This is a genomic window from Arthrobacter sp. 2MCAF14 (genome assembly GCF_052115645.1).
Classification (GTDB): domain Bacteria; phylum Actinomycetota; class Actinomycetes; order Actinomycetales; family Micrococcaceae; genus Arthrobacter.
In genome coordinates this window covers 1-21,212 of sequence record NZ_JBFRHB010000055.1, presented here as the reverse complement: position 1 = coordinate 21,212, position 21,212 = coordinate 1, and the positions used below count along the sequence as shown (strand labels likewise).

Below are 21,212 nucleotides of genomic sequence, written 5' to 3'. Positions count from 1 at the left end.
CCCACCCAGCCACCCGGCGCAACCAGGACCAACAGTGGAACACCGAAGGGCAGCGAGGCCTGGCACCCCAGCATGCTCCCTGCCCGCACAACGAGCCGAACCGGATTCAAATCATCAGCCCGGGCACATCGGTGGATCGAGGCTAAGCCGGGGCCGGGACATTCGGTGAACAGATCCGCCTATGCCGGACCACGAGGCTCTCCTTGCCCAGGAAGCGAAGGGCATTCCCACGCAGGATGCGGTCTTGGCCGGCCTCCAGGAAGTCCGCCCGGTGTACCACGTTCGCCATCCGCCGTTCTCCCAGAGGATATGGATAGTTGCAGATCCTGATTTCCCCGACAAGCCCACCCTCGGAGATCCGGTCGCGAGTCTCCTCGGACGCCGCCGAACGCTGATGTCCGTGAGCCGGTGGATCATCGGACGCCCTTGCGTCCGTTCAGGTAACCCCCACCGTGCGCTTGATCCCCTTGGGTTGCGGGGTGGATGCGGGGTTCCTGGAAATCGGCGTGGTCGGCTCACGCCAACCCCTCAGGGTCGTCCTAATGGTGTGAGCTGGATCTGTTTCGCGAGTGCGTAGGCCGCACCTCGGTCGTCTTCGTCGGCGATGAACACCCGGCCGATGAGCAGGGCGGCGTGGTGCGGTATGTCGATCCGGGCCATGCCTGCCGGTGTCTCGCCGTCCCAGTTGGGTTCGCAGAGGATGAAGTCGCCGGGGCCGGTTCCGGTGGTGCGTTTGCCGACGTAGGCGAAGTTCGCCCCGCTGGCCGGGTCGGTGAACTGCACGCTGTAGTAGCGGTCGTCCATTTCGGGTACGTGCAGCACCCGCGGTCCGGCCTTCACATCCAGCCAGCCGCCGAGGTAGAGGACATCATCGGTCCCCGTCGCGATGACGCTGCCGGATGATGCGGACTGGGATGGACTCTCCGGCACGGCATAGAGCGTGTTCACGGGGACCGGGCCGCCGCCCAATCCGTGTTTGACGACGATTCGCTTGAAGCCTCCGACCGTGATCCGCGGCCAGAAGTAGATGAAGACGAACGCTCCGAGCACCCACACGATCACAGCCGTCACCGCCAGCAGGACGATCGCGTCGACGCCGCCAGCAGCGACCCGCCGATAGATGACCCACGCGAAGACCGCGAGAATGACGATCGTGACCGTGGTGCCATATTTCAGGATCAGGCGATTCATGACCGGACCTCGACGACCGGCGGCACTTCGTAGTCGCCGTCCACGATGGCGGCTCCTGGCAGATAGGCACGGAGCATGAGCTTGAACCGGCCCGCCGGCGTAGCTATCCAGTTCTGTGCCGTGTCGGATGACTGATGTGGTTGCAGCAGAATGTCTACCGAGCCGTCGGTGTTCTTCACAAGACCGGAGTGGCTGTCCACGCTCGACCGGCCCGCCCGCCCGCTGATCATGTAGCCGACGGTGTCCGTCGCGGTGAGTGACCAGAAGGCGTCATTCGGGGGAAGCTGATCTGCCGGGAAGTGAAGACGATAGGCATGCTCGCCGCTGAGGCGCCTCCCTGCCTTATCGCTGGTCGCCGTCCAGTAGGCGGCCTCTTCGAACACGTTGACGACCGGCAGAGCCTTCTGCAGTGCGGCACGCACCAGGAGCCCGTTGCCGGGGCGACCGGCCTTGCGGATCGCGCTCCAGCCGTTGACGGTCCTCGTCTCGGCCTTCGCCACCGCGCTCAAGACCACGATCGTGGTCAGGTACGCGAGGGTGAGGCCGATGATCACCCCCTGCACGATGCCGGAACCCGCCATCCAGGCGAGGAAGCCGCTAACGATGACGCCCGCATCACAGCACCCCGGTTCTGAGCAGCACGACAAGGGTGACGATCGCGGCGACGACGACCGCGAGGATCAGCCAGCCCTGCCAGGAACCAGGATGCCATCCCGGGCCGGACTGATTGCGTCGAAACCACCGCTTGCCTTCTTTTCTGTTCGGCCGTTCGGAGTCGGTCGACCATTCTTGCTCATCCCCGGGCATACGTCCTCTCCTTCTTCCTTACTTGGCCACATTACTTGGCGGCATGGCAGTCGGGTTGTTAGCCATCGGCCCTTGTGGAGAAGTCCTGCAAAGGATCGACTAACGGACAGCCAGGGCGCATCGCTACTGGAGCTGATCGGTCCGCCTTGGTAGCTTTCAAGGCATGGCTATCAAACTTGAGAATGTGGGTATCGCTGTTCGCGATCTCGAAGCAGCAATCGCCTTTTTCGCCGATCTCGGTCTGACACTCATCGGCCGTGACACGGTCAGCGGGGAGTGGACCGATACTGCTGTGGGACTTGATGGTAACCACGCGAACATTGCGATGCTCCAAACCCCAGATGGTCATGGTCGCCTTGAACTCTTCGAGTACATCCACCCTAAAGCGATCGAGTCGAACCCGACTCGTCCTAACGACATCGGCATGCACCGCGTGGCCTTCTCGGTCGACGACATCGACAAAGCCCTCGAGACAGCTGCAAAGCACGGCTGCCATCCGCTACGCGGCGTAGCGACCTATCAGGACATCTACAAGCTCACGTATGTCCGCGGTCCCAGCGGCATCCTCGTAATGCTCGCCGAGGAACTGAAGAAGAGCTGACACCCAAATCGGCCCAACTAGCCTGAATTGCTAGGCCTCAGGATCGAAAGACTGTCCCGTAAAGGATCGGCGCAACGTCGTCGAACCCCTTCAACACCCTCAAGCAGGGGCGGTCACTGGCCACCCGGTACGACAAACTCGCCCTCACGTACAAATTCGGAGCGCAACACTGGGTTTTGGGCATCCCGTAGAGGATCAGCTGGCGGACACTCTCCCGGTCTTCTCGTTTGCCGGGGCAGGCACCTCACGTGAGGCGGCCCCAAACCGGTATCAGGTCGATGTGAATCAGAGCTGGCCCGTGGCTTTCCGTACCAGCTCCGCGATGACCTTCTCGTCGGCCGATGAGAGCTCGGTGATGGCGTAGGACGTGGGCCACATCGTGCCATCGTCGAGCTGTGCCGGCCCAAAGAACGCGAGGTTGCCGTAGCGGGCCTTGAACCTCGCGCGTTCCTGGTAGAACAGCACGGGCTTGCCGTCCGCGTTGGCATAGGCGGGGCTGCCATAGAGCAGCTTCGGGGCCAGCGACGGTGCGACCGCCGTGACGATCGCGTGAATGCGCTCAGCGTTTGTCTTGTCCGGCTCGTCGAGTGAGGCGATCTTGTCGAGAACCGACTGCAGGGCCTCGGCGGCGCTCTGCTGCTCCTTTAGCTCCTTGGCGCGCTGCTTCATCGCGGCCCGCTCCTCAGGGGTGAACGTGGACCCGGAACTTTTCGACTCAGCCATGGGCCCATTCTTGCAGGCAAGGGTGAGCCCGGCGATCCGTAGCGGCGTTTCTCGCGGCGTGTCACGCTGGGCGTCGCGTAAGGGGGGATCCTTCAGCGGGCACAGACCCGGCGCTCCGCGGGTACCGTATGATCGCTGTCATCGTCCTGAACTGGAGGTCACCGTGGCGGAAGATGACGTGAGTGGGCACAGCCTTGAGCTGAAACCGCGTGCCGGAGCGCGTCGCCGGGAGCTCGCGCGCCGCATTGAATTCGGCCTCGTCATCGCACTTCTGGCCCAGTTCCTCCTGGGCATGGCTGTCAACCTCTTCGTCAAGGTCCCCGAGTCGCATCCCGGCGCGAAACCGCCTGAATACTTCAGCGGGGTCGTCCAGAGCGTGGGCTGGGCCGTGACGGACGGTGGCCTGTGGCTCGTTCTGCACGCTGTGCTGGGCCTGCTCCTCGCCCTCGGTGCGCTGGCTGCCCTCCTCCAGTCGATCGGCAGCCACGACCGTGCGGCCGTAACCACGACAGTAGTGGGACTCGTCTGCGTCCTTGGAGCCGGTTTCAATGGCGGTAGCTTCCTCAATTACGCCGAGGACTTCAGCTCGATGATCATGGCCTCGCTCTTCGCCGTGGCCACGGGCAGCTATGCCTTCGGCGTCTACCTGCTGGGTCCTCGCGAGCGGTAGCCGCTGGTCGCCGCCGGGGAAAGCCCCATTCCGGCATCCTCCGGCAACACCACTCGGCACCGGCTCAACCGGGGCGGCGGCAAGGCGACTCAACCGCGCCCTGCACATGGCCACCATTGTCCGAATGACCCACGATCCTGCCACGCGCGCCTACGCCGAACGCAGGAGGGCCGAAGGCAAAACCGGCCGCGAGATCCGGCGGTGCCTCAAGTGCTACCTCGCCCGCCACCTCTACCGCACCCTCAACACGCTCCACGCCTCCGGCGACACGATCCCGAGCCCCGCTTGGCAGAGAAGATTCACGCCCTAAACAACTTACGCGCCTTAACACCAGAGCACCTGATGCGCTGGTCAGGCCTCGGAATGCTCGATGATCAATTGCTGCAGATGTTCCAGCGTGCTGAGCGTCCGGACGGTGATGTGCCGGTACTCCTGGGTTCGGCCTATCCGTGCCAGGACGCTGTGGGAAGCAGCTTCGGTGCGGATCGACCAGTAGATGTGGCTGCCGGCAGGTGTTACTTGTTCCAGATCCGGTTCCGGCTCCATGCCGGACAACAACAGCGCGGCAGTGACGGAGCCAGTGAGAAAGATGACGTGGTGCGCATAGCCGGTCTGATCGTGCCATTGGGCTGGCGCCTCGTCCAGCACGCGAGCGAGTTGAGTTCCGGTCAAGACGACCGCGGGTGTGGGCCGTCCGAGCCGCTGCCCTACTGCCCGCCCGATCTGCTCGGCCAAGTGTGCCGTACTCGTCCGCGGCGCCTCGATGAGGAGATTGCCGCTTGGTAGGTACGATTCAAGTACGGTGATGCCCGCCTGCTCGACGCACTCCCGCAAGGATGCCGTAGTGATCCTCGAGTTCGCTCCCGCGTTAACGGCCCGCAGTAGCACGACGTAGCGCAAGTCCGACCTCCATGTCCTCACTGATGAGTTCATCATCCCCCTGCTTCCCGGGATCGAGAACGCACTCATCTGCTGCTCGTCGGATCGCGGTCATCGAGCACCACAGCATCCCGAGCGCAGCTTGGCAGATATAGAGGATTCACCCCATATGGGCAACGCGGAGACAAACCCCGGCAATCCGGCACGAAGCGGGGCGAGAACCCGGCCAGCTAACGCCGCGGTTCACCGTCGTGTCCATCACAGCACTCGCTGCCACCGCATCACACGCGGCGCGTCAGGCCGGAGACGCCGTCAAACCGCTGTCTCTCGAAGCCAGGCGAGGATTGTCTCCAGGCTTTCGGGGTCGAGATGAGTGCCCGGGGCGTTGTATCCGTTCCCTGGTGTCGCGGCGACTTCGGCCGGGTTGCGGGTGTCTTCCTTGAACACGTGATTCGCGTTGGGCGGGAAGGCGAAGGTCACGTTCGTCATCCCGGCGGCGGTTTCCTGGAGGGGGTCTCCGTCGGCGCGCGCATCGATCTGGACGTCTCTGCCGCCGATCAACACCAGCGTGGGGATCTTTACCTTTCCAAGCGAGTCGCAGGTGGACTCGACCCACAGCTCCCGGGCAAAGGGAAGGTTCATGGTGGCCTCGAAGCTTGCGAGTACCATCTTCACGTTGTCGGGCAGGCCGGGATCGGGGTTCATCGGCTCTCCGGCCGCGTAGCGCGCAGCGGCTTCTTCGACCTTGGGCATCCACCCTGCCCCGCCGGGGACCTGCGCGGACTGGAGAGCCAGCTGGGACAGCAGCACAGCCTGGATCGGGCGCCCGGGCGGAGCGGCGAGCACGATCCCCGCGAAGGGAACATCCCGGCTACTGTCCAACAAGCCATCGTCACCTGGGGAGGATCCAGTCAACAGGTGATCCGTCGACCGGAATGATCAATAGGCATCAGTAACCTCCGGGACAGGTTCTCACCTCATCGGCGAGACTTGACTGCATGGACAGCGAGACGAAGGTATCGGAGAGACGAGGTAGGGGCCGCCCGCCGCAGTACCTGCTCAGCGCACTCGCCGTCTGCGGCGTCTGCGGCGCAGGTGTCAGAATTGGCACGCAGAACCCCGGCAAGCGCAAGCCCGGCAACGGTTCCAAGACCAGTTCCGCTCCCCGCTATCGCGTCTACGAATGCCCGGGCTCTCCCGGCGGCGGGGGCGGGGGCTTCCTTTGTGTTGACGGTGACCCCCTACGGGGTGCCGCCGTCGGCGCGGCGATCACGACCCGGTCGCCTTACCGGTACTGTCCAGTGTCGTCGCCAGCCGTCACTGATGCAACGGATTCCGCGCGCTGATGCTTCCCGGCAAGCGCCTACGGGATCGGCGGACCGGGGCAAGGAAGCGCGCCGACGCCCGGTGTCTCCCCGCCGGGCATCGGCGCAGCTACCGCCGAGAGCAGTTTCCAGGAAATCACCCTCATGTAAATCGTAGGCCGTCAAGGCAACCGGCGGTGGAGTGCCAGCTACTTGTTTCTGCGGTTCCCTGCCCCAGGGACGTCTTGGTATCCGCGATCCGCAGTTCAACGGCGATAAGGCGTAGGTTTTCGACGGAGCAGACTCCGCTGGCCCCAGGTGCGCGGTGACCGGCCTGGACCCACTCGCTCAGAGCCGGTGCCGGATGATTTTCCCGGCGCAGCCTAATTTGCCGTTTCCGGCCTGTCGTCCCGGTTACTGGTTCCGTGGATCGTTTCCGATGAAGGTCCCGGGCGGCATGCCCGCCCCGAACACGGGGCCCGGCAACGGGCGCTTAGCGTGCCACCCGTCGTCGGAGTTCCGTAGTATCAGCCGTTGCAGGACCCAGGGGAACAGGTGCTCGCGTGCCCAGATGATGTCATCGGCCCGTGCCTCGCGCCAGCTGCGTTCGGGGAGGTCTTTGGGGACCGTGGGCTCCAGGGTGTGGGGGACGTTGAGGGTGTCGAGCACCATGATGGCGATGGTGTGATGGCCCAACGGGGAGAAGTGCAGCCGGTCCGGATCCCACATGAGTGGGTGGGTGAGCTCGCGGAGGGCCCAGAGGTCGGCGATCAGCGCATCGTGGCGGTTCGCGATGGTCCGCAGGTTCTCGTTGAAGATGGCCACCTTGCCGCGGACCCGTCCCAGCAGCGGCGTCGCGCCCCAGTCCGGGCCGGCGAACAGCACAACCGTGGCTCCGGTGGAGGCCAGCAGCTCCACCCCGGCGTCCATCCGGTCGGCGAGTTTGTCGGGATCGCTTCTACGGAAGATCAGGTCATTGCCCCCGGCATTGAGCGTGATCAGATCCGGTCGCAGGGCCAGCGCGGGGCCGACCTGCTCATCCAGGATCTGATGGAGCAACCGTCCCCGCACCGCCAGGTTCGCATAGGCGAAATCCTCGTATCCGGTGCTCAGCTCTTCCGCGACCCGGTCCGCCCAGCCTCGCAGGCCCCCTGGGCTGCGGGGCTCCGGGTCTCCCACCCCCTCGGTGAATGAATCACCCAGGGCCACATAACGGCTCCACGGGTGCAGGTGGGCCCCGGAATCGGCGGGACCGCCCTGCGCCGGGGCATCGGCGCCGGGAGCGTTCATCCCTCCATACTGCCCCTGCCGGACCGCCCGCGCCATGGCCTGCGGTCCTGCCATGGAGTCTGTTCATCCCGCTGCTTTCTCGCCACATTTTCCGGCGTAAGGAAAGGAATTTTCCTTCAGCGACTATGAGGGACAGGCCACGTGCCCGGGGAAGGGGAAAGTTTCTAGGCTGCCATCCGGGAGTCCGGTCCGTGGGCCGCCTTTCGGGTGCCGGGCGTAGAGCCCCGGGAAGCCCCGGCGTCGGGAATGCTTGAGCCCTCGGGCACCAGCACCCCGGGCAGTCGGACCCCGTGGCCGATGCGCGCCCCTGCCCCGATGCGTGAGTGGCTGCCGACGACGTGGACCCTGCTGCGCGGGGTCGTCTCCTGGCCTACGTAGACATCGTCCCTGACGTGGTCCCGGCCAGGGCCTGGTGGTGATCCAGACTCGACGGCCGATCCGGCACCCGGAGCCGACGCGGGCCTGCTGCCTTGACGTAGTGGTTGCACCGATGAAGGAATTCGGTTGTCGTGGTCTTATGTCAGGGCGCACGCAGTGGGATGATGCAGGCATGAGCGAAAAAGCGTCATCGAAGCCGCCGCATCCCGAGCATCGGATGACTCCGCCGCCGGCGATGCTCATGGACGATGCCGGCAGCCCGGCCACACATCAAATGCGTGTGATAGCGCGCCGCCGCAATGACGCAGAAGCCAAACTCGGGCACCAGCTACACCGGTCCCAGGAGGAACCCGGGACCAAGTAGGTGCGACGACGCCGGAACTTGCCTCGCGCATCTTCCCCTTGGGTAACCGCTGTTGGTTAGGGGACGCGGGTGCGCACTATCGGGGTTGAGGAAGAGCTCTTGATTGTTTCGGCGGGAAGCGGACTGCCTTTGCCGCTGGCCGGAAGCATTCTGGCTGCTGTCGGGACGACGGGTTCCGGGCCTGTGTTGACGACCGAATTCAAGCAGGAGCAGATCGAGATCAACACGAGACCATGTGGGACCGTGGATGAGCTTCTCGCGGAAATCCTCGCCGGCCGGGCCCTGGCGGATGCGGCGGCCCGGTTGTTGGGAGCCAGAATCGCCGCGACCGCAACTCCGCCTCTGTACTCCGCCACTCCGACCATGGGGAACCGGCGGTATGCGGTCATGGCCGAGCGGTTCGGCGCGGTTGCCCGGGAACAGATCACGTGCGGGTTTCACGTCCACGTCTCCATTGAGTCCCGCGAGGAAGGCGTCGGAGTGCTGGACAGGATCAGGCCCTGGCTCCCGGTGCTCCTGGCGCTCAGCGCCAACTCACCGTTCTGGAAGGCCGAGAACACCGGTTTCGCCAGCTACCGCACGCAATTGTGGAGCAGATGGCCCACCGCCGGCCCGACCGACGTCTTCGGTTCAGCCGCCGGCTACGACTGCGCGATAGCAAGGCTCATCGGGACGGGGGTGCTCCTTGACGAGGCCATGGTCTACTTCGACGCCAGGCTTTCGAAAGACAACCCCACCGTGGAGATCAGAATCGCCGATATCTGCCTGTACCCCGAGGACGCCGCCGTCCTCGCCGCGGTGATCCGGGCCTTGGTTGAAACGGCCGCCCGCGAATGGCGGCTCGGGACCCGTCCCCCCGCCGTGGACACCGGCACGCTCAGGCTCTCCAACTGGCAGGCGAGCCGTTTCGGGGTGAACGGAATGCTGATCGGACCCCTCGACGGCCGGCCCCGCCCCGCAGCCAAAGCCGTCGACGATTTGACCAGCCATGTCCGCCACGCGCTGGAGCAGTCCGGAGACCTCATGCTGGCCCGCGCCGGTCTCGGCGACGTCTTGTCCCGTGGAACAGGCGAGCGGCGGCAGCGCCACGCCTTCAAGAGGCGAATTGCCGCCGATGTGGTGGCGGCCATTGTATCTGCGACCCACGGAGTGGGGCGGCCAGACGTCGACACGGCGCCGGCGCCGGCGCCGGAAAAAGAATCGATATGAGAGTCGTCATTGACCGGCCGCTCACGACGGAAACAGACCTCCCAACCCGTCCCGGAATGCTCGACCCTATCGCCAGCGCCATGGCAACTAGGCAGAAGCAGCCGGCCATCGTCCCTGCGAAGACACCCGCCGGGGAGAGCGGAGCGGGGAAGTCGCCCGGACACGGAATTCTGCGGCCTTCCGTCCACGCAAGCGACGGGGCCCTCGACACAGGGCTGGAAAATCCGCACCTGAGGCTTCTCCATCGCCGGTTCCCCGTGAATCGCCCCCCGCGTCAACACGACGCCCACCCCCTGCTACCGGTCAGCTCCGAAACCATTACGGATGGAGGACGATCGTAACAGACCGAACCTGCCGGCGGAGCGTGTCGTCCGAGGCCCTGATGGCGGGAATCGGTACGGAGGACCGGATTCGTTTCCGCGTCACATGGCCGATCCAAGCCGGCGACATCAATCGATTCCGCTGCTCAAACAAATGGAAACGTTACGGGGGCTCATTCCCGAGGCCGGGGAGGCGATCCCGGGAACCCGAAAGACTGACATTTCCGGGGAGGAGCCGAACGGGGCGGCACCCACGAGTACCACCGACGACGGTGGCGCCCCCGGGAGACGTGCATTTCGCGCCATGGACTCAGTCGGATCTGCGGCCGGGATTGCCGGTGACTTCAGTAGATTCCATGGATGGTGATTCACCGCACTTGCCGCACTAGCCATCCCCCGCCTCGACCTGTTCCTCCATGTGCCGACGCTGCTCGTCGAGTTCCTTCTCGCCTTCCTCCTCGGCTTCGTAGAGCTTGGCGTTGGTGATCCGAAGCTCACGCATGACAGCATCAAGCTTCAGGTGAAGGGCCGCACTGTCCCGGTTCTGGGTGTTCTGGATGATGAAGACCATCAGAAACGTCACGATCGTGGTGCCCGTGTTGATGACCAGCTGCCAGGTGTCGGAGAAGCCCAGCAACGGTCCGGTGAACGCCCAGACGATCAGCACGACGACGGCTGCACTGAACACCCAGGCGTGGCCGAGAACTTTGGCGACCTTGGTGGTGAACCTGGTGAAAAAATCCTGCTGGGTTTCTCGGCCGTTGCTGCTCATGCAGCCATCATCTCCCATTCCCCCGGGCCTCGAAAGCGACAAATGCCGGGTTGTCTGGGGGTAGCCGGGCGGAGGCAGCGCCAGCGTGAATGCAGGGCTCAGTGGTCGCACCAACCGGAGAGCGTGTCACCCTTCGGAGGCCGCAAGGTTGCTGCGCTGGCCCTCATGCCGCGCGTCATATCGCGCCTGTTGCGGCCAGGTCCGGTCTGCGCTGCTGGTAAGGCCAGGTCGTCCTTCGGGCTGCCCGTGGAACTGAGACGGTCCACCGGCGAATCGCAGGCTCGGCTGACTGAGGGTTTCAGTGGTTGCGAAGGGCTTCTATGAGTTCGGTTTTGCGCTTTCCGGAATAGCCGTGCAGGCCCAGTTCCTTGGCCCGGGCCTTGAGTTCCGGGACGGTGCGTTCGTCGTAGTCTTCCGCGTTGGCTCCGCGGCTGCCGATGGTCCCGCGTCCTTCCTTGGCTGCCGCGTTCGAAATGCGGGCGGCCTTCTCCTTGGAGGCACCGTCTTTCCTGAGTTCTTCGTACAACTCCGGGTCTTTCAGGCTCGGATTCTTCTTGTTCGGCATGCTTTTTGCTCCTTCGGGGGGAGAATTTCGTCACGGGCTGATCTCGGTTCACTCCACCGGGGCCAAGGGCGGCAGCTCAGGATCGGCATCCGGATCCGGGACGGCAGGGGTGGGAACCGGTGCAGGATCAGGTGATGGAAACGGACCCGGCAGTCCGGGACCAGGGACAGGAGGCAACGGTCCCGGGAGCGGTGCCGGTTCAGGCTCTTGGGCAGGGTCCAGAGTTGGGTCCTGGGTTGGGTTTTGGGGTAACTCGTTCATGCGTGCTCCTTGGAATCAGTGATTCAGGATGCCCGGCGCCGCCGCGCAGCATCAGTTCCGCGATTCAAGTCTAGGTCCGGGTAAGTGAGGTCCGAAAGCCCATTGATCTTTACGAGTTCAGGTCCGCTGGCACGGGCCGATAAACGCTTGCCGGGCGTGTTCTAATCCGTCCCGGAGGGGTCGCCTTCTCTCTGGATCGGCGTGGCCGGGGAGCCTAAAATTGGAACGTGCCCGGTGCTCCGCCACGGCCGGACATGAGGACCGGGTCTAAAGGAGATCGCCATGGGACTGGGTGACAAACTCAAGCACACCGCCGAAGGAACGGCAGGCAAGATCAAGGAAATGGCCGGACACGCCACCGGAAACGTGCGCCTGGAGGCCGAGGGAAAGGCCCAGCAAGCTGCCGCGCACGTCAAAGAGGACGGCAACCAGGCAAAGGAAGCGGCCAAGGACATCACGGAAGACATCGCGGACCCCTTCAAGGAAGAATGAGCGCCTCCGCGCGGGTCCCTGCTGCCGGCGCGGCGGCGCGGAGGTGGACCCGCGGCGTCAAAACTGCCGGACCCCTGCCTTGGCGCATCCGCCGGCATGATGCCGGATCCTCCGTGCGACGGGGGTAAGAAACGATCACGGACCGGGCGGCTCCGGTCAGAGAAGGGGTGCGGCATGCGCCTCAGAACCATCATCGGCATCCTGTTGCTGCTGTGGCTTGCCATCGGAACAGCTGCCGCACTGCAACGCGGCCAGTTCAACGCTCCCCCGGCGAGCTGCTCCCAAGCCGGCACCATAGCCGTCACCATCGTGTCCGGGCCGTTGAACTATCTAGGCGTGAACCCAAGAATCGGCTGTCAAATACCTAGCCCCAGCCCCTAACCCCAGCCCTTAGACCTGCATCACAATGGAAGTCATCCGGCATCCGTCGCGGCTCAACTGCCCCCTGCTCATTGGTTGGCCAAAGCCGGTCAGCGTCCTGCTGCTTTCCTGACATCTTCCGCGCCATGCCGCGGGGAAGCGGCATGGCGTTTCCGGTAGGTGGAAAGTTCGTCGTGCCCGTGCCTGCGGTCCCTGACCATGGCTGTCCCGGCGATTTCCCTGATGCTTGCAATGCCCTTCGCTGCGGCACTCCCGTCGGGGAAGGTCACCGACATCGCCACCAGATAATCCTCGGAATCCACCAACGCCACCCTGTACCCGCCATCGGGAGCATCCATAAGTTCAAAATAGCCGGCCATGACATTTGCCTCCCGTCCGGCACATCCACGTGTGAAAAGGGACAAACCAAGTCTACTGATCATCACCGCTCCAGGCACCCACGACCGGCCCTAGGACAGGCTGTTCCGGCTCAGTCGTACCATTCCCAGCCCTCGGGTGCCCACCCTGCCGGGACCGGATATGTCGTGGGCGCCGCTCCGCATTCGCTGCAGGTGAACCTGAGCGTCGCGGGGATTTCCCGGCGCGGGCCCTCGCCGACACAGTGCGGTGTGAACAGTGCCAGTCTCGAATCCGCCGGGGCTCCACATGCGCCGCAGCAACGATCCTGAGGCGAAACGACCGGAGACCTGCCCGACGTGTCAGGGCGTTGCCCCGGCCTAAGCGATTTGACCATCGTGACCACCTCGCTGCAGATTCGATGAGGTCCCGCGTGCGTCAGGGCGCCCGGTTCGTCCTCGTGTACCGTGGGGCTGATGGAATCAATCCGAGTCTCCCGGCCGCGATGCGCAGGCTCACCCGTCACTGGGATGCGGCCTTGTCCCGGCCTGAAGATCGTCCTAGCGTGGGAGTGAGGCCCATGGCCTGGGAACCGTTCAGGGCCGGGCCGGTAACTGAAGGAGCGAAACAGTCATGGCTACCGTGCTGGAATCGGTCGACGTCAAGGTCCCGTTAACCCAGGCCTACAACCAATGGACGCAATTCGAGGAATTTCCGCGTTTCATGGACGGCGTCGAGAGCGTCCGGCAACTCGATGAAACCAACGTGCACTTCACCACCGACATCGCCGGGATCCGGCGCGAGTTCGACACCAAAATCACGGCACAGATCCCCGATGACACCATCAGCTGGGAAAGCACGGACGGCCCCCGCAATGCCGGAACCATCTCGTTCAGGCCCTTGAGCCCCACCGAAACCCGGATCACCGTCACCATGAACTGGGAACCACAGACAACACTCGAACACCTCGGCGCGTCGGTTCACTTCGACGACCGGCAAGTCAAGAAAGACCTGCAACACTTCAAGGAATTCATCGAGGCCCGCGAAGTCGAAACCGGCGCCTGGCGGGGAAGCATCACCGAAGGCGAGGTCGAAGGCCCCCCGGGCGCGTAGCCAGTTGACCCGAGCCACCCGGTACCAGGGAGCCCTCACCGTGGACCGCCCCCTGGATCCTCGGGCCCGGCGCCAGGGCATGAGTCAGAAGCAAAAACCCGAGAAGCCGCCCGCAGCGGAACACCTTGCCCGGCGTAACCCGGGCCACCTTCAAGGAAGGAACGACAATGACGTCCGAAACCACTTTTTCCTCCACCGACGGGGCCGCCCACCGGTCCGGCGACCGCCCATGGTGCGATACCTGCGGCACTGACGAGTTCCTGATCATCGAGACCGGATCTGCAGCTGACCCTCGGTTATGGAGATCTCCACGTCCTTGTCCGGGTCAATGCCAGGAAATTCGGCCGCCGGCGACCGGCTTGGCAGCCGGCCGGGTTTCTCATTGGGAGGAGAGCGGCACCAATGAAGCCTGACCATCAAGAATCGTCCGACTCCCTTCCGATATAGGGCGCCGTGGTTTTGTCAAGTTGCCGGACGGATTCGACGCCTGACGTCGGCGGATTGCTGCAGGCTGGCCATGATCGAAACTCCCCCATCAACGGCGAGGCCTGCCCCAAGGCTGTGGGTGGTGAAGCCTCACCTCAAAGCTAGGCCGATTCAATCATGGGTACAAAGCGCCCTGGATGGGCCGGGGCCTCCGCCTGCGCTGCGGCACCCGCCGATGGGCATTAGTTGCCGTTCGTCGGCAGAGGCCCCGGGTTTACGGTCATTGCTTCACTGTTGAACGGCATCCACGCCAGGACCCGTCATTTGCCTCGTTCAGCGGCGGGGGTCATCAAGAGGCGGGACTTCCAACGGCGGGGACCCAGTGACTGTTCGTTGAGAATGGCGGTCCTTTTCACCCTGGTCTCGGGGGCCGGCGACGCCTGAGTTGAGAATCCGAGCCCCCGGGCTCCAAGGATTCTCCGTCGCCGGCCCCGTCTGGCGGCCGGGCCGGCAGGCCAGGCCTGTTCCTTTGTGGCCGATGCTCACAAGTAAACAAGCATGTCGGAATCCTGGCCAGAGTGGCCTGTACCTGTTTTTTCGAGACGGGGACGGGAGTCCGTGGCCTCTGTCCTGGAATCGTGTGAATGTCTAGGCGGCCAGCGGAGTACCGAAGAGTTCCCGGGCGCGCCGGCTCAGGTATGCCGGGACGTCGGATTCGGCGGCCGGGCCGGCGTTGCCGAGGAAGACCGCGGTTCCGCGGGCCGCGTCGGCGATGTCCAGACCTGCATCGTGTGCGAGCTGGGCGGCACGGATGTTGGGCTGCATGTTCAGGATCATGCCACGGGCATTGAGGTAGACATGCCAGTCGCCGCGGGAGATTGATTCGACATCGCCTCCGACCAGCCGCCGCAGGGCGGCCGGGCCGGTGTCCAGCCTTCCTAGGATGACGGATTCGCCCAGGCTTGCAGGAACAATCAGCGCGGCAGGTTTGCGTTCCATCTTTTGTCCTCTTCAAGTAAACGGAACAGCGTCCCCCGCTGTTCCCTCCGGCAGACGTGCGTCCTGCCCGCCCCCCCCGCGGACCGGTCTCATCGGGCCGGGGCGGTGGGTCGGGAGGTCCTGAGGGCGCTCTCCAGGCGCTAGTTGGCGGCTTCCAGTTCCGGGACCATCCGGATGCCGGCCAGGTTCAGGCCCAGATCCAGCAGTTCACCGATCCGGCGCAGTGTCACGAGATCGTTCTCGCTGTACTGGCGGGTTCCGCCCAGGGTCCTGCCCGGTTCCAGCAGGCCCTTGCGCTCGTAGAGGCGCAGATTCTGCTGCCCCATGCCCACGAGTTCGGCGGCGAAGGAAATGGCGTACACACCCTGTCCGGGGGTCCTCATCCTGCACCATCGGGACCTCCAAATTCGCTGGAATCACGCTTGCCCAGACTCGTTGCTGGTGCTATGAGACGCTGACTTCATCCGGCCCCGGCCGAAGGAACGCCGGTCCGAGGTCTGTCAGGACTGCAGAGCACTACATCGCAGGCCCTTTCGTGCTTCAGGTACTGGTCAACCGGCTTGCTGACCGCATAATCTAGGGCCACATGTGTGCCGCGCGTCACAGACGCACGTAACCTGATCCCTGACCTGACCAGAGTCTTCGGAACGCAACGCCGCGTCCCGGGTCCGAAGAGAAAGCCGGCGCGGCTCCTTCCGCGCCCAGGAGGACAATCATGGCAGTACATTCGAACTCTTCCGCGACGGCGACAAGGCCTTCAGGTTCAGGCTCACGTCCCCCGACGGGACCGTCGTGGCCCTCTCCGAGCCGTTTCCGGACAAAGCCTCCGCTGTCGCGGGTATCGCCGCCGTCCGCGAGTGCGCCGGCATGGGCCTGATCGCCGACCTCTGCCCTCACATCCCCCTCCACCGACCATCAGCTCAAACCATGCCGGCGGCCCGGACCACGTCCCCGCTGTCCACCGCTGCGCAGCCTTCGTCCCGTTCAGGTGGCGCGCTGCCACCCCCGGACTGCCACGGTCACACCGGCAGGACCCGGACACGGCACAAGCCACCGTCCCAGCCGGCGCACGGCCGCCTGAACTGCAATCAGGCCGGCCCCGGCCGGAGACGAACCGGCAGGCGGCGGCCACAGGCTAGCCGCATAGGAACGCCACGGTCAGGGGCGACAACGCAGACCGGGAACGGGTCACACGCGGGACCTTGGAGCCGGGCGATATCATTCCGGAGCCCGTGCACGAGAGTTCGCGGCCGTCCCCGAACCCGGTAAATGCCTTCATGGCGGTGGATGACGGCCCCGGTTTGACGGCCACCCTCCCGAGCCCATTTCCGGCGTGTTCTTCGCGTCCTCCCGGCTTTCGTCAGCGCGTCATGGCGCGTGCGGCCCGGCAGGAGCAGTATGGGGGATGAACGTTCCCGGCGCCGATAGTCCGGCGCAGGGTGGCTCCGCTGGTTCCGGCGCCCGCCTGCACCCGTGGAGCCGTTACGTGGCACTGGGTGATTCGTTCACCGAAGGGGTAGGAGATCCAGAACCCCGCAGCCCGGGGGGCCTGCGAGGCTGGGCGGACCGGGTCGCGGAAGAACTGAGCGCCGGACACCAAGATTTCGCCTACGCAAATCTGGCAGTCCGCGGACGGTTGCTCCATCAGATCCTGGACGAGCAGGTGGGCCCCGCGCTCGCACTGCAACCGGATCTGATCACCCTCAACGCCGGGGGCAATGACCTGATCTTCCGCAGAAGCGACCCCGACAAACTCGCGGACCGGATGGACGCCGGCGTACAACTCCTCGCCGCTGCCGGCGCAACGATTGTGCTGTTCGCCGGCCCGGACTGGGGCGCGACCCCGGTGCTGGGACGGACCCGTGCCAAGGTGGCCATCTTCAACGAGAACCTGCGCGCCATCGCGGCCCGCCAGGATGCAGTAATCGCCGACCTCTAGGCCCTGCGCCAACTCACCCACCCCCGGATGTGGGATCCGGACCGGCTGCACTTCTCTCCCCTGGGCCAGCACACCATCGCCATCATGGTGCTCGACACCCTCAACGTTCCCCACACCCTGGAGCCGATGACACCCAAAGACCTGCCCGGTCGCAGCTGGCGCGAGGCAAGGGCGGATGACATTGTCTGGGCACGCGAACACCTGGTCCCCTGGGTCCTGCGAGGGCTCAACCCTCGGAACTCCGAAGGAGAGTGGCACGCCAAACGGCCGGACGCGGGTCCGGTGTTCGGTGCGCGGATGCCGCCAGGGACCTTCGTTGGAAACGGCGCAACAGAACCCGAGCCGGGGATGATAAGAGAAAACCGGATAGCTGAGCGACCATGATCCGCAGGCGGCTTCGACTCCACCACGACGTCGTCCGGGGCCCAGCGGGCCTGCGCCCGGAACCGCAGCCCTGAACCGGAGCGGGCCGAAGCCCTTTTTCGCCAGAGCCGGTGCCCGCTCCGTCTCCGGGCAGAGCCGGAGCCCGCCGGTGAGCGGCGCTGCCCTATCCGGTGTCTTCGCGGGCGTCCGGGTAGTCGTCTTCGTCGCCGGTGGAAGGTTCGATGGCCCCCTCGATCAGGTCTGCTTCGGCGGCCTCCGCTTCCGTGACGGCGATCCCGTCATAGCCGTGGCTGCCGGGCTGCACGGGCGTGCGCTGCTCGATGAAATCCGCTTGCGGGACCCCGTCGGGCAATTGCTCCCCCACCGTCAACTCCCCGGAATTCTCCGGCACGACCGGTGTCTGCTGCTCTAGAGCATCGGCCTCCGGCACCTCGGGGCCGATTTCTTCTGGCTCGATATTCATCGTCCACCTTCCTATCGTTGGATCGACCAAGCCATCGAACCCTTTGCAGGGCAAGGGCCCCGCCATCAGGCCGACGGCTCTACCGGTCCCGGGCTGGGAGTTTTCGGACCTCTCAGTCGTACCATTGCCGTCCGGGAGGAATCCAGCCCTCGGCCCCGGGATGCGTGCGTCCAGGACTCCCTGTCCGGTCCGGGCCCCGCGGCCGGCGGGTCCGGTTATGGGCCCGCCAGGCGATGTTGTTTGTAGTCAGTGCTCATTCAGTGCGATGGGCTGACCATGTGGTGCCGGTGTTCCTCGGTGCTGGGCTTGATTGCGGTCGCGGTGACGACGAGCGCCACCAGGCCGGTGATCCAGGATGTCCAGGCTGCCCCCGCTTGCATGGCGTAAGAGCCTAGCCACGGAGAAAGGAACAGCAAGGCACCGAAAGCTGCCTGCACCCACTCCATGACCGGTGTTCCGGGCATGGCCAGATTGATGACACCGCTAACGATCAGCAAAGCGCCGAACACGACCATCAAGGCAGCCGACGAGCCGGCCGCCGTGGTCCAGATGACCGACAGGACAGCGTAGAGACCGGCGGCAACCGTGACCCAATCCTGCCATCGTGTCCATTTCTTCATAGGAAACCACCTTCTTGATATGAACGGTCCTGCGCTCTCTTGAATTGAACCCGGGCCCCGTTGTTTTGGTCGACGGTTTCGCTGCCGTCATGCGGCACCGCGCGTCGACCGGTGGTGGGGAGGCCTGCACGGCCTCCCCACGTCTCATCGGAGCGGCCGGCGTAGGCTTGAGCAAAACCAACGCCTTGGCGACGCACCCGCTCCCACGGCTGGCCCCGGGATCCGCGCACCGTCATCCTCCCGAAGCTTCTTGTCCCTGGCCCGGTCCGGAACCGGCAGGCAGGCCAGCGCAGGGGGTATCCGCACGCACCGCCGATCATGAACAGGAAGCCCAGGACCCCGAGAACCGGTACGTGGGCGGCGATACCCAGAATCAACAGACCGAAACCCCAGAGTGTCACGAGGATGCCCGTCCATCTGCGAAGCCAGAGCCGGGGAGGCGTCCCCGCCCCCAGTTCCCGCGCCAAAGCAGGGTCCTCGGCAGCCAGATCGTATTCGAGTGCCTGGAGGCGCCGGCGCTCATAGTCCGACAGCGGCATTGCTAGCTTTCCTCCCCTCCCCCGTCGTCTGCGACGGCGCCGTCACGGTCGGACGGGGTTCGGCATCCATCTCCACCGGATCGAGGACAGCTGCGGGTAGCCCGTAGGTGACGAGAAATTCCTCCCGTCGCGCCCGTTGCCGGTTGTCGTGGCCGCCCGCCGGGAGGCCACGACAACAACCCGCTGGGCGAGCCCGCCGAGTTCGCGGAACAGGACGGAACCGGTCGGAACGAATCGTCATGCTTTCCCCACTCCCGCACAGAAACTGAGGGATTCTTCCCAACAAACGTATGTCGTGGTTGGGATAATTTTTTTATAGCACTGGCCAGGAGGCTAAACAACAGACTGTGACGCGTGCAACAAACGAAAGGAATTTGGGGTCGTTTGGTCGCTACGCCGGCCAGTAACTGACCGTGTGCCATCACTTTAATTGGGGCATTTCCGTTCGGGAGTTCCTAACGTAGTGTTAGCCCAGACACGGGTGGTCTCCTCCATCGGAGCGCACGTGCACCGACCCCGAGACCCGTCAGCCGTTCCGAAGCAGCAGCGGCGATAGCGGGGACTCTGAAAGCGATCATAGAGAACGTGAGGGACAATGCTGACTCTTACACCTGCTGGACATCGACCGATAACCCATAGTTCCGGCATACCGGGACGCAAGGCCCCTCAACTTTGTGGTCCTGGCTGCACGTGGACCGGACCACAGACTCCACTACGTCGAACAGGGCCCCGCTCCGCGTCCACTGGCTGATCCATGCACAGCGGTCGCGCTCTGGATCCGGGTTGCCATTGTCGCGGCGCTGCCACACCTTCCGGCCCGTGCGATCGTAAAGCGGTGTTCTGAAGGCTTGGCGGCTAGCCCCGCGGGACGGCGTGGGAGCCGAGGCCAAAGCCATTCAGGGCGAGGAGCCTTCCACGATGATTCCGGCACCATCCGTAGGTGCGGCTGGCGCCACAGTTAATCCTTTCCTCCGACGTCGTTTTGAGCGCCGTCTGTCCCCCGGATTTACCGGGCGTTTTGTGCTTGGTGTGTGGCAGCCGACTTTCATACCATCGCCCCCGGAATACTCGCCAGTAGGCCGAGCGCCTAAGTACCCTGAGTTTCGTCCGCGTGTGGTGGACCTCACAAACGACGTAAAGAATCGCAATGACGACCTGATGGCCGGGACGCCCCGGACCTGACAAGTAAAGACCACGCGGCTCGTTTCCCGATCCAGGAGGATGCCCATGACCGGTACTTTCGAACTCTTCGCAGACGAGAACATGAGCTTCAGATTCCGTCTCAAAGCAAAAGACGGCACCGTAATGGCCCTTTCCAGGTCATTTCCCGACAAACCCGCTGCTGTCGCCGGCATCACGGCCGTTCGCGAGTATGCCGGGATGGGACTTATCACCGACCTCTGCCCCGAAATCCCCGCCCACGGATCGCCACCCAGGTCAGATCCCGCTCCCCCGATCATGACTCCGCGATACCAGGCTGACCACTCAGCCGATGCCCCAGGCCCTGCCGTCCACCGGAATAACGCTGCCTGAACGTCAACACGACACAGCCAGCGAAGAGGATCGCTTTGCCGCCTGGGCTCAGTGTGGGCGAGGGACGGACGACCTGATTCCAGCTCGGCGGTGCGCTGTGGGCATAGGTGACCCTTTGCCGGCTGCCGTGCCTCTCGCCTGTACGCTGTGGGCGCAAATGAAGCGGAACGACACAAGAGTGAATGTTTTCCGAATGTACCGTTCATGGCCCTATCCAGGGACCGATCCTGAAGGTCGTCGATGCGTCGAGATCCCTTCCACGGCCGAAGCCAAAACGCTCGTCCGGCCGCGCTACTCGGCTGTTGTACTAGCGACACTCCCCGCTGCCGTGGACAGCTCCCACGGCGAGGCGTGTCGAGGTAAGCCGTTCCTGATGGATGTCCGGCGGATTTGTCCGTTCAAGGTACGGCACGGCGGACTTACCGGTGAGAGGCTTCGGTTCGCACGTCTGGACACCCCGAGGTTGACCGCCGGACTACAGCTTTTGCGCCGCCAGTTCCCTGCCAAGGTTTACGCCGGGGGCCCCCGATTCGGAGGTCACGGGGCGGAGCGACGGGAGCATCTGGGTGGGCGGCAAACCGCCGTTGTCCATTTGACGGCCGCTGTCTCCGACGGCACCGGCGATGAGCTTGACGAGTGACGGGGACGGGCCA

General features: G+C 64.6%; 28 protein-coding genes and 2 pseudogenes. 12 read left to right on the top strand and 18 right to left on the bottom strand.

Going from position 1 to position 21,212, the window contains the following annotated elements; all coding sequences use genetic code 11:
* Positions 1-142: 142 nt before the first annotated feature.
* The 4 genes from AB4074_RS22960 to AB4074_RS22945 form a co-directional block, all read right to left on the bottom strand.
* Positions 143-289: a hypothetical protein gene (locus tag AB4074_RS22960; protein ID WP_441415456.1), complete on the bottom strand. Its 147-nt coding sequence runs from the start codon at positions 287-289 to the stop codon at positions 143-145.
* Positions 290-528: 239 nt separating this feature from the next.
* Entirely contained in the window at positions 529-1,191 is a 663-nt protein-coding gene (locus AB4074_RS22955; RefSeq protein ID WP_441415455.1) for a DUF1254 domain-containing protein, read from the bottom strand.
* The gene (locus AB4074_RS22950) at positions 1,188-1,772 is read right to left on the bottom strand and encodes a DUF1214 domain-containing protein (protein ID WP_441415454.1); all 585 of its coding nucleotides are present in this window, start codon (positions 1,770-1,772) and stop codon (positions 1,188-1,190) included. The genes AB4074_RS22955 and AB4074_RS22950 overlap by 4 nt, the downstream gene beginning before the upstream one ends.
* A 34-nt stretch (positions 1,773-1,806) precedes the next feature.
* Positions 1,807-1,998 (bottom strand): hypothetical protein, encoded by a 192-nt coding sequence (locus tag AB4074_RS22945; RefSeq protein WP_441415453.1) that lies wholly within the window; start codon positions 1,996-1,998, stop codon positions 1,807-1,809.
* Positions 1,999-2,161: 163 nt separating this feature from the next.
* Between AB4074_RS22945 and AB4074_RS22940 the strand changes: the two genes are divergently transcribed.
* The gene (locus AB4074_RS22940) at positions 2,162-2,599 is read left to right on the top strand and encodes a VOC family protein (RefSeq protein WP_441415452.1); all 438 of its coding nucleotides are present in this window, start codon (positions 2,162-2,164) and stop codon (positions 2,597-2,599) included.
* A 285-nt stretch (positions 2,600-2,884) separates the two neighbouring features.
* Here the strand turns inward: AB4074_RS22940 and AB4074_RS22935 are convergent, their stop codons facing one another.
* Positions 2,885-3,322 carry a hypothetical protein gene (locus AB4074_RS22935; protein WP_441415451.1) on the bottom strand — a complete coding sequence of 146 codons (438 nt, stop codon included), beginning with the start codon at positions 3,320-3,322 and terminating at the stop codon, positions 2,885-2,887.
* Between the two features lie 163 nt (positions 3,323-3,485).
* Between AB4074_RS22935 and AB4074_RS22930 the strand changes: the two genes are divergently transcribed.
* Positions 3,486-3,992: a hypothetical protein gene (locus AB4074_RS22930; protein WP_441415450.1), complete on the top strand. Its 507-nt coding sequence runs from the start codon at positions 3,486-3,488 to the stop codon at positions 3,990-3,992.
* Between the two features lie 12 nt (positions 3,993-4,004).
* A pseudogene (locus AB4074_RS22925) lies at positions 4,005-4,302 on the top strand (transposase); the annotation flags it as partial.
* A gap of 41 nt (positions 4,303-4,343) precedes the next feature.
* On the opposite strand, the gene AB4074_RS22920 reads toward AB4074_RS22925, so the two are convergent.
* Both AB4074_RS22920 and AB4074_RS22915 read right to left on the bottom strand, forming a co-directional pair.
* Positions 4,344-4,892, bottom strand: a complete 549-nt coding sequence (locus AB4074_RS22920) for a DUF1697 domain-containing protein (protein ID WP_441415449.1) — start codon at positions 4,890-4,892, stop codon at positions 4,344-4,346.
* A gap of 291 nt (positions 4,893-5,183) precedes the next feature.
* The gene (locus AB4074_RS22915; RefSeq protein ID WP_441415448.1) at positions 5,184-5,753 is read right to left on the bottom strand and encodes a hypothetical protein; all 570 of its coding nucleotides are present in this window, start codon (positions 5,751-5,753) and stop codon (positions 5,184-5,186) included.
* A gap of 116 nt (positions 5,754-5,869) precedes the next feature.
* On the opposite strand from AB4074_RS22915, the gene AB4074_RS22910 reads away from it, so the two are divergent.
* A complete protein-coding gene (locus AB4074_RS22910; RefSeq protein WP_441415447.1) occupies positions 5,870-6,217 on the top strand; it encodes a hypothetical protein in 348 nt (115 codons plus the stop codon).
* A 372-nt stretch (positions 6,218-6,589) separates the two neighbouring features.
* Here AB4074_RS22910 and AB4074_RS22905 read toward each other — a convergent pair whose 3' ends face one another.
* On the bottom strand, positions 6,590-7,465 hold the full coding sequence (locus AB4074_RS22905; RefSeq protein ID WP_441415446.1) for an SGNH/GDSL hydrolase family protein: 876 nt from the start codon (positions 7,463-7,465) through the stop codon (positions 6,590-6,592).
* A gap of 164 nt (positions 7,466-7,629) precedes the next feature.
* Positions 7,630-7,953: a hypothetical protein gene (locus tag AB4074_RS22900; protein ID WP_441415445.1), complete on the bottom strand. Its 324-nt coding sequence runs from the start codon at positions 7,951-7,953 to the stop codon at positions 7,630-7,632.
* Between the two features lie 62 nt (positions 7,954-8,015).
* On the opposite strand from AB4074_RS22900, the gene AB4074_RS22895 reads away from it, so the two are divergent.
* Complete coding sequence (locus AB4074_RS22895; protein WP_441415444.1) at positions 8,016-8,207, top strand: hypothetical protein; 192 nt, start codon at positions 8,016-8,018, stop codon at positions 8,205-8,207.
* Between the two features lie 69 nt (positions 8,208-8,276).
* Entirely contained in the window at positions 8,277-9,416 is a 1,140-nt protein-coding gene (locus AB4074_RS22890; protein WP_441415443.1) for a glutamate--cysteine ligase, read from the top strand.
* A 705-nt stretch (positions 9,417-10,121) separates the two neighbouring features.
* Here the strand turns inward: AB4074_RS22890 and AB4074_RS22885 are convergent.
* Positions 10,122-10,508 (bottom strand): low affinity iron permease family protein, encoded by a 387-nt coding sequence (locus AB4074_RS22885; protein WP_441415442.1) that lies wholly within the window; start codon positions 10,506-10,508, stop codon positions 10,122-10,124.
* A gap of 298 nt (positions 10,509-10,806) precedes the next feature.
* Complete coding sequence (locus tag AB4074_RS22880) at positions 10,807-11,073, bottom strand: DUF7218 family protein (protein ID WP_441415441.1); 267 nt, start codon at positions 11,071-11,073, stop codon at positions 10,807-10,809.
* A 543-nt stretch (positions 11,074-11,616) separates the two neighbouring features.
* Here AB4074_RS22880 and AB4074_RS22875 point away from each other — a divergent pair.
* Both AB4074_RS22875 and AB4074_RS22870 read left to right on the top strand, forming a co-directional pair.
* Positions 11,617-11,826, top strand: coding sequence for a CsbD family protein (locus AB4074_RS22875; RefSeq protein WP_441415440.1), 210 nt, complete (start codon positions 11,617-11,619; stop codon positions 11,824-11,826).
* A gap of 174 nt (positions 11,827-12,000) precedes the next feature.
* A complete protein-coding gene (locus tag AB4074_RS22870) occupies positions 12,001-12,207 on the top strand; it encodes a hypothetical protein (RefSeq protein ID WP_441415439.1) in 207 nt (68 codons plus the stop codon).
* An 89-nt stretch (positions 12,208-12,296) separates the two neighbouring features.
* Here AB4074_RS22870 and AB4074_RS22865 read toward each other — a convergent pair whose 3' ends face one another.
* Positions 12,297-12,566, bottom strand: coding sequence for a DUF1508 domain-containing protein (locus tag AB4074_RS22865; protein ID WP_441415438.1), 270 nt, complete (start codon positions 12,564-12,566; stop codon positions 12,297-12,299).
* Positions 12,567-13,176: 610 nt separating this feature from the next.
* On the opposite strand from AB4074_RS22865, the gene AB4074_RS22860 reads away from it, so the two are divergent.
* A complete protein-coding gene (locus tag AB4074_RS22860; protein WP_441415437.1) occupies positions 13,177-13,656 on the top strand; it encodes an SRPBCC family protein in 480 nt (159 codons plus the stop codon).
* Between the two features lie 1,074 nt (positions 13,657-14,730).
* Here the strand turns inward: AB4074_RS22860 and AB4074_RS22855 are convergent.
* From AB4074_RS22855 to AB4074_RS22845, 3 genes are all read right to left on the bottom strand, one after another.
* A complete protein-coding gene (locus tag AB4074_RS22855) occupies positions 14,731-15,081 on the bottom strand; it encodes a DUF3846 domain-containing protein (RefSeq protein WP_441415436.1) in 351 nt (116 codons plus the stop codon).
* Positions 15,082-15,221: 140 nt separating this feature from the next.
* Positions 15,222-15,464, bottom strand: coding sequence for a MerR family transcriptional regulator (locus AB4074_RS22850; protein ID WP_441415435.1), 243 nt, complete (start codon positions 15,462-15,464; stop codon positions 15,222-15,224).
* A gap of 217 nt (positions 15,465-15,681) precedes the next feature.
* Positions 15,682-15,978 (bottom strand): hypothetical protein, encoded by a 297-nt coding sequence (locus AB4074_RS22845; RefSeq protein WP_441415457.1) that lies wholly within the window; start codon positions 15,976-15,978, stop codon positions 15,682-15,684.
* On the opposite strand from AB4074_RS22845, the gene AB4074_RS22840 reads away from it, so the two are divergent.
* Together AB4074_RS22840 and AB4074_RS22835 are read left to right on the top strand one after the other, a co-directional pair.
* Positions 15,874-16,350 (top strand): hypothetical protein, encoded by a 477-nt coding sequence (locus AB4074_RS22840; RefSeq protein ID WP_441415434.1) that lies wholly within the window; start codon positions 15,874-15,876, stop codon positions 16,348-16,350. The genes AB4074_RS22845 and AB4074_RS22840 overlap by 105 nt on opposite strands.
* Positions 16,351-16,486: 136 nt before the next feature.
* A pseudogene (locus tag AB4074_RS22835) lies at positions 16,487-17,404 on the top strand (SGNH/GDSL hydrolase family protein).
* Between the two features lie 163 nt (positions 17,405-17,567).
* Here the strand turns inward: AB4074_RS22835 and AB4074_RS22830 are convergent.
* From AB4074_RS22830 to AB4074_RS22820, 3 genes are all read right to left on the bottom strand, one after another.
* Complete coding sequence (locus AB4074_RS22830; RefSeq protein ID WP_441415433.1) at positions 17,568-17,867, bottom strand: hypothetical protein; 300 nt, start codon at positions 17,865-17,867, stop codon at positions 17,568-17,570.
* Between the two features lie 257 nt (positions 17,868-18,124).
* Entirely contained in the window at positions 18,125-18,487 is a 363-nt protein-coding gene (locus AB4074_RS22825) for an SPW repeat protein (RefSeq protein WP_441415432.1), read from the bottom strand.
* Positions 18,484-19,026 carry a DUF3040 domain-containing protein gene (locus AB4074_RS22820; RefSeq protein WP_441415431.1) on the bottom strand — a complete coding sequence of 181 codons (543 nt, stop codon included), beginning with the start codon at positions 19,024-19,026 and terminating at the stop codon, positions 18,484-18,486. The genes AB4074_RS22825 and AB4074_RS22820 overlap by 4 nt, the downstream gene beginning before the upstream one ends.
* 1,227 nt (positions 19,027-20,253) lie before the next feature.
* Between AB4074_RS22820 and AB4074_RS22815 the strand changes: the two genes are divergently transcribed.
* Positions 20,254-20,559, top strand: coding sequence for a YegP family protein (locus tag AB4074_RS22815; RefSeq protein ID WP_441415430.1), 306 nt, complete (start codon positions 20,254-20,256; stop codon positions 20,557-20,559).
* Positions 20,560-21,212: the final 653 nt, after the last annotated feature.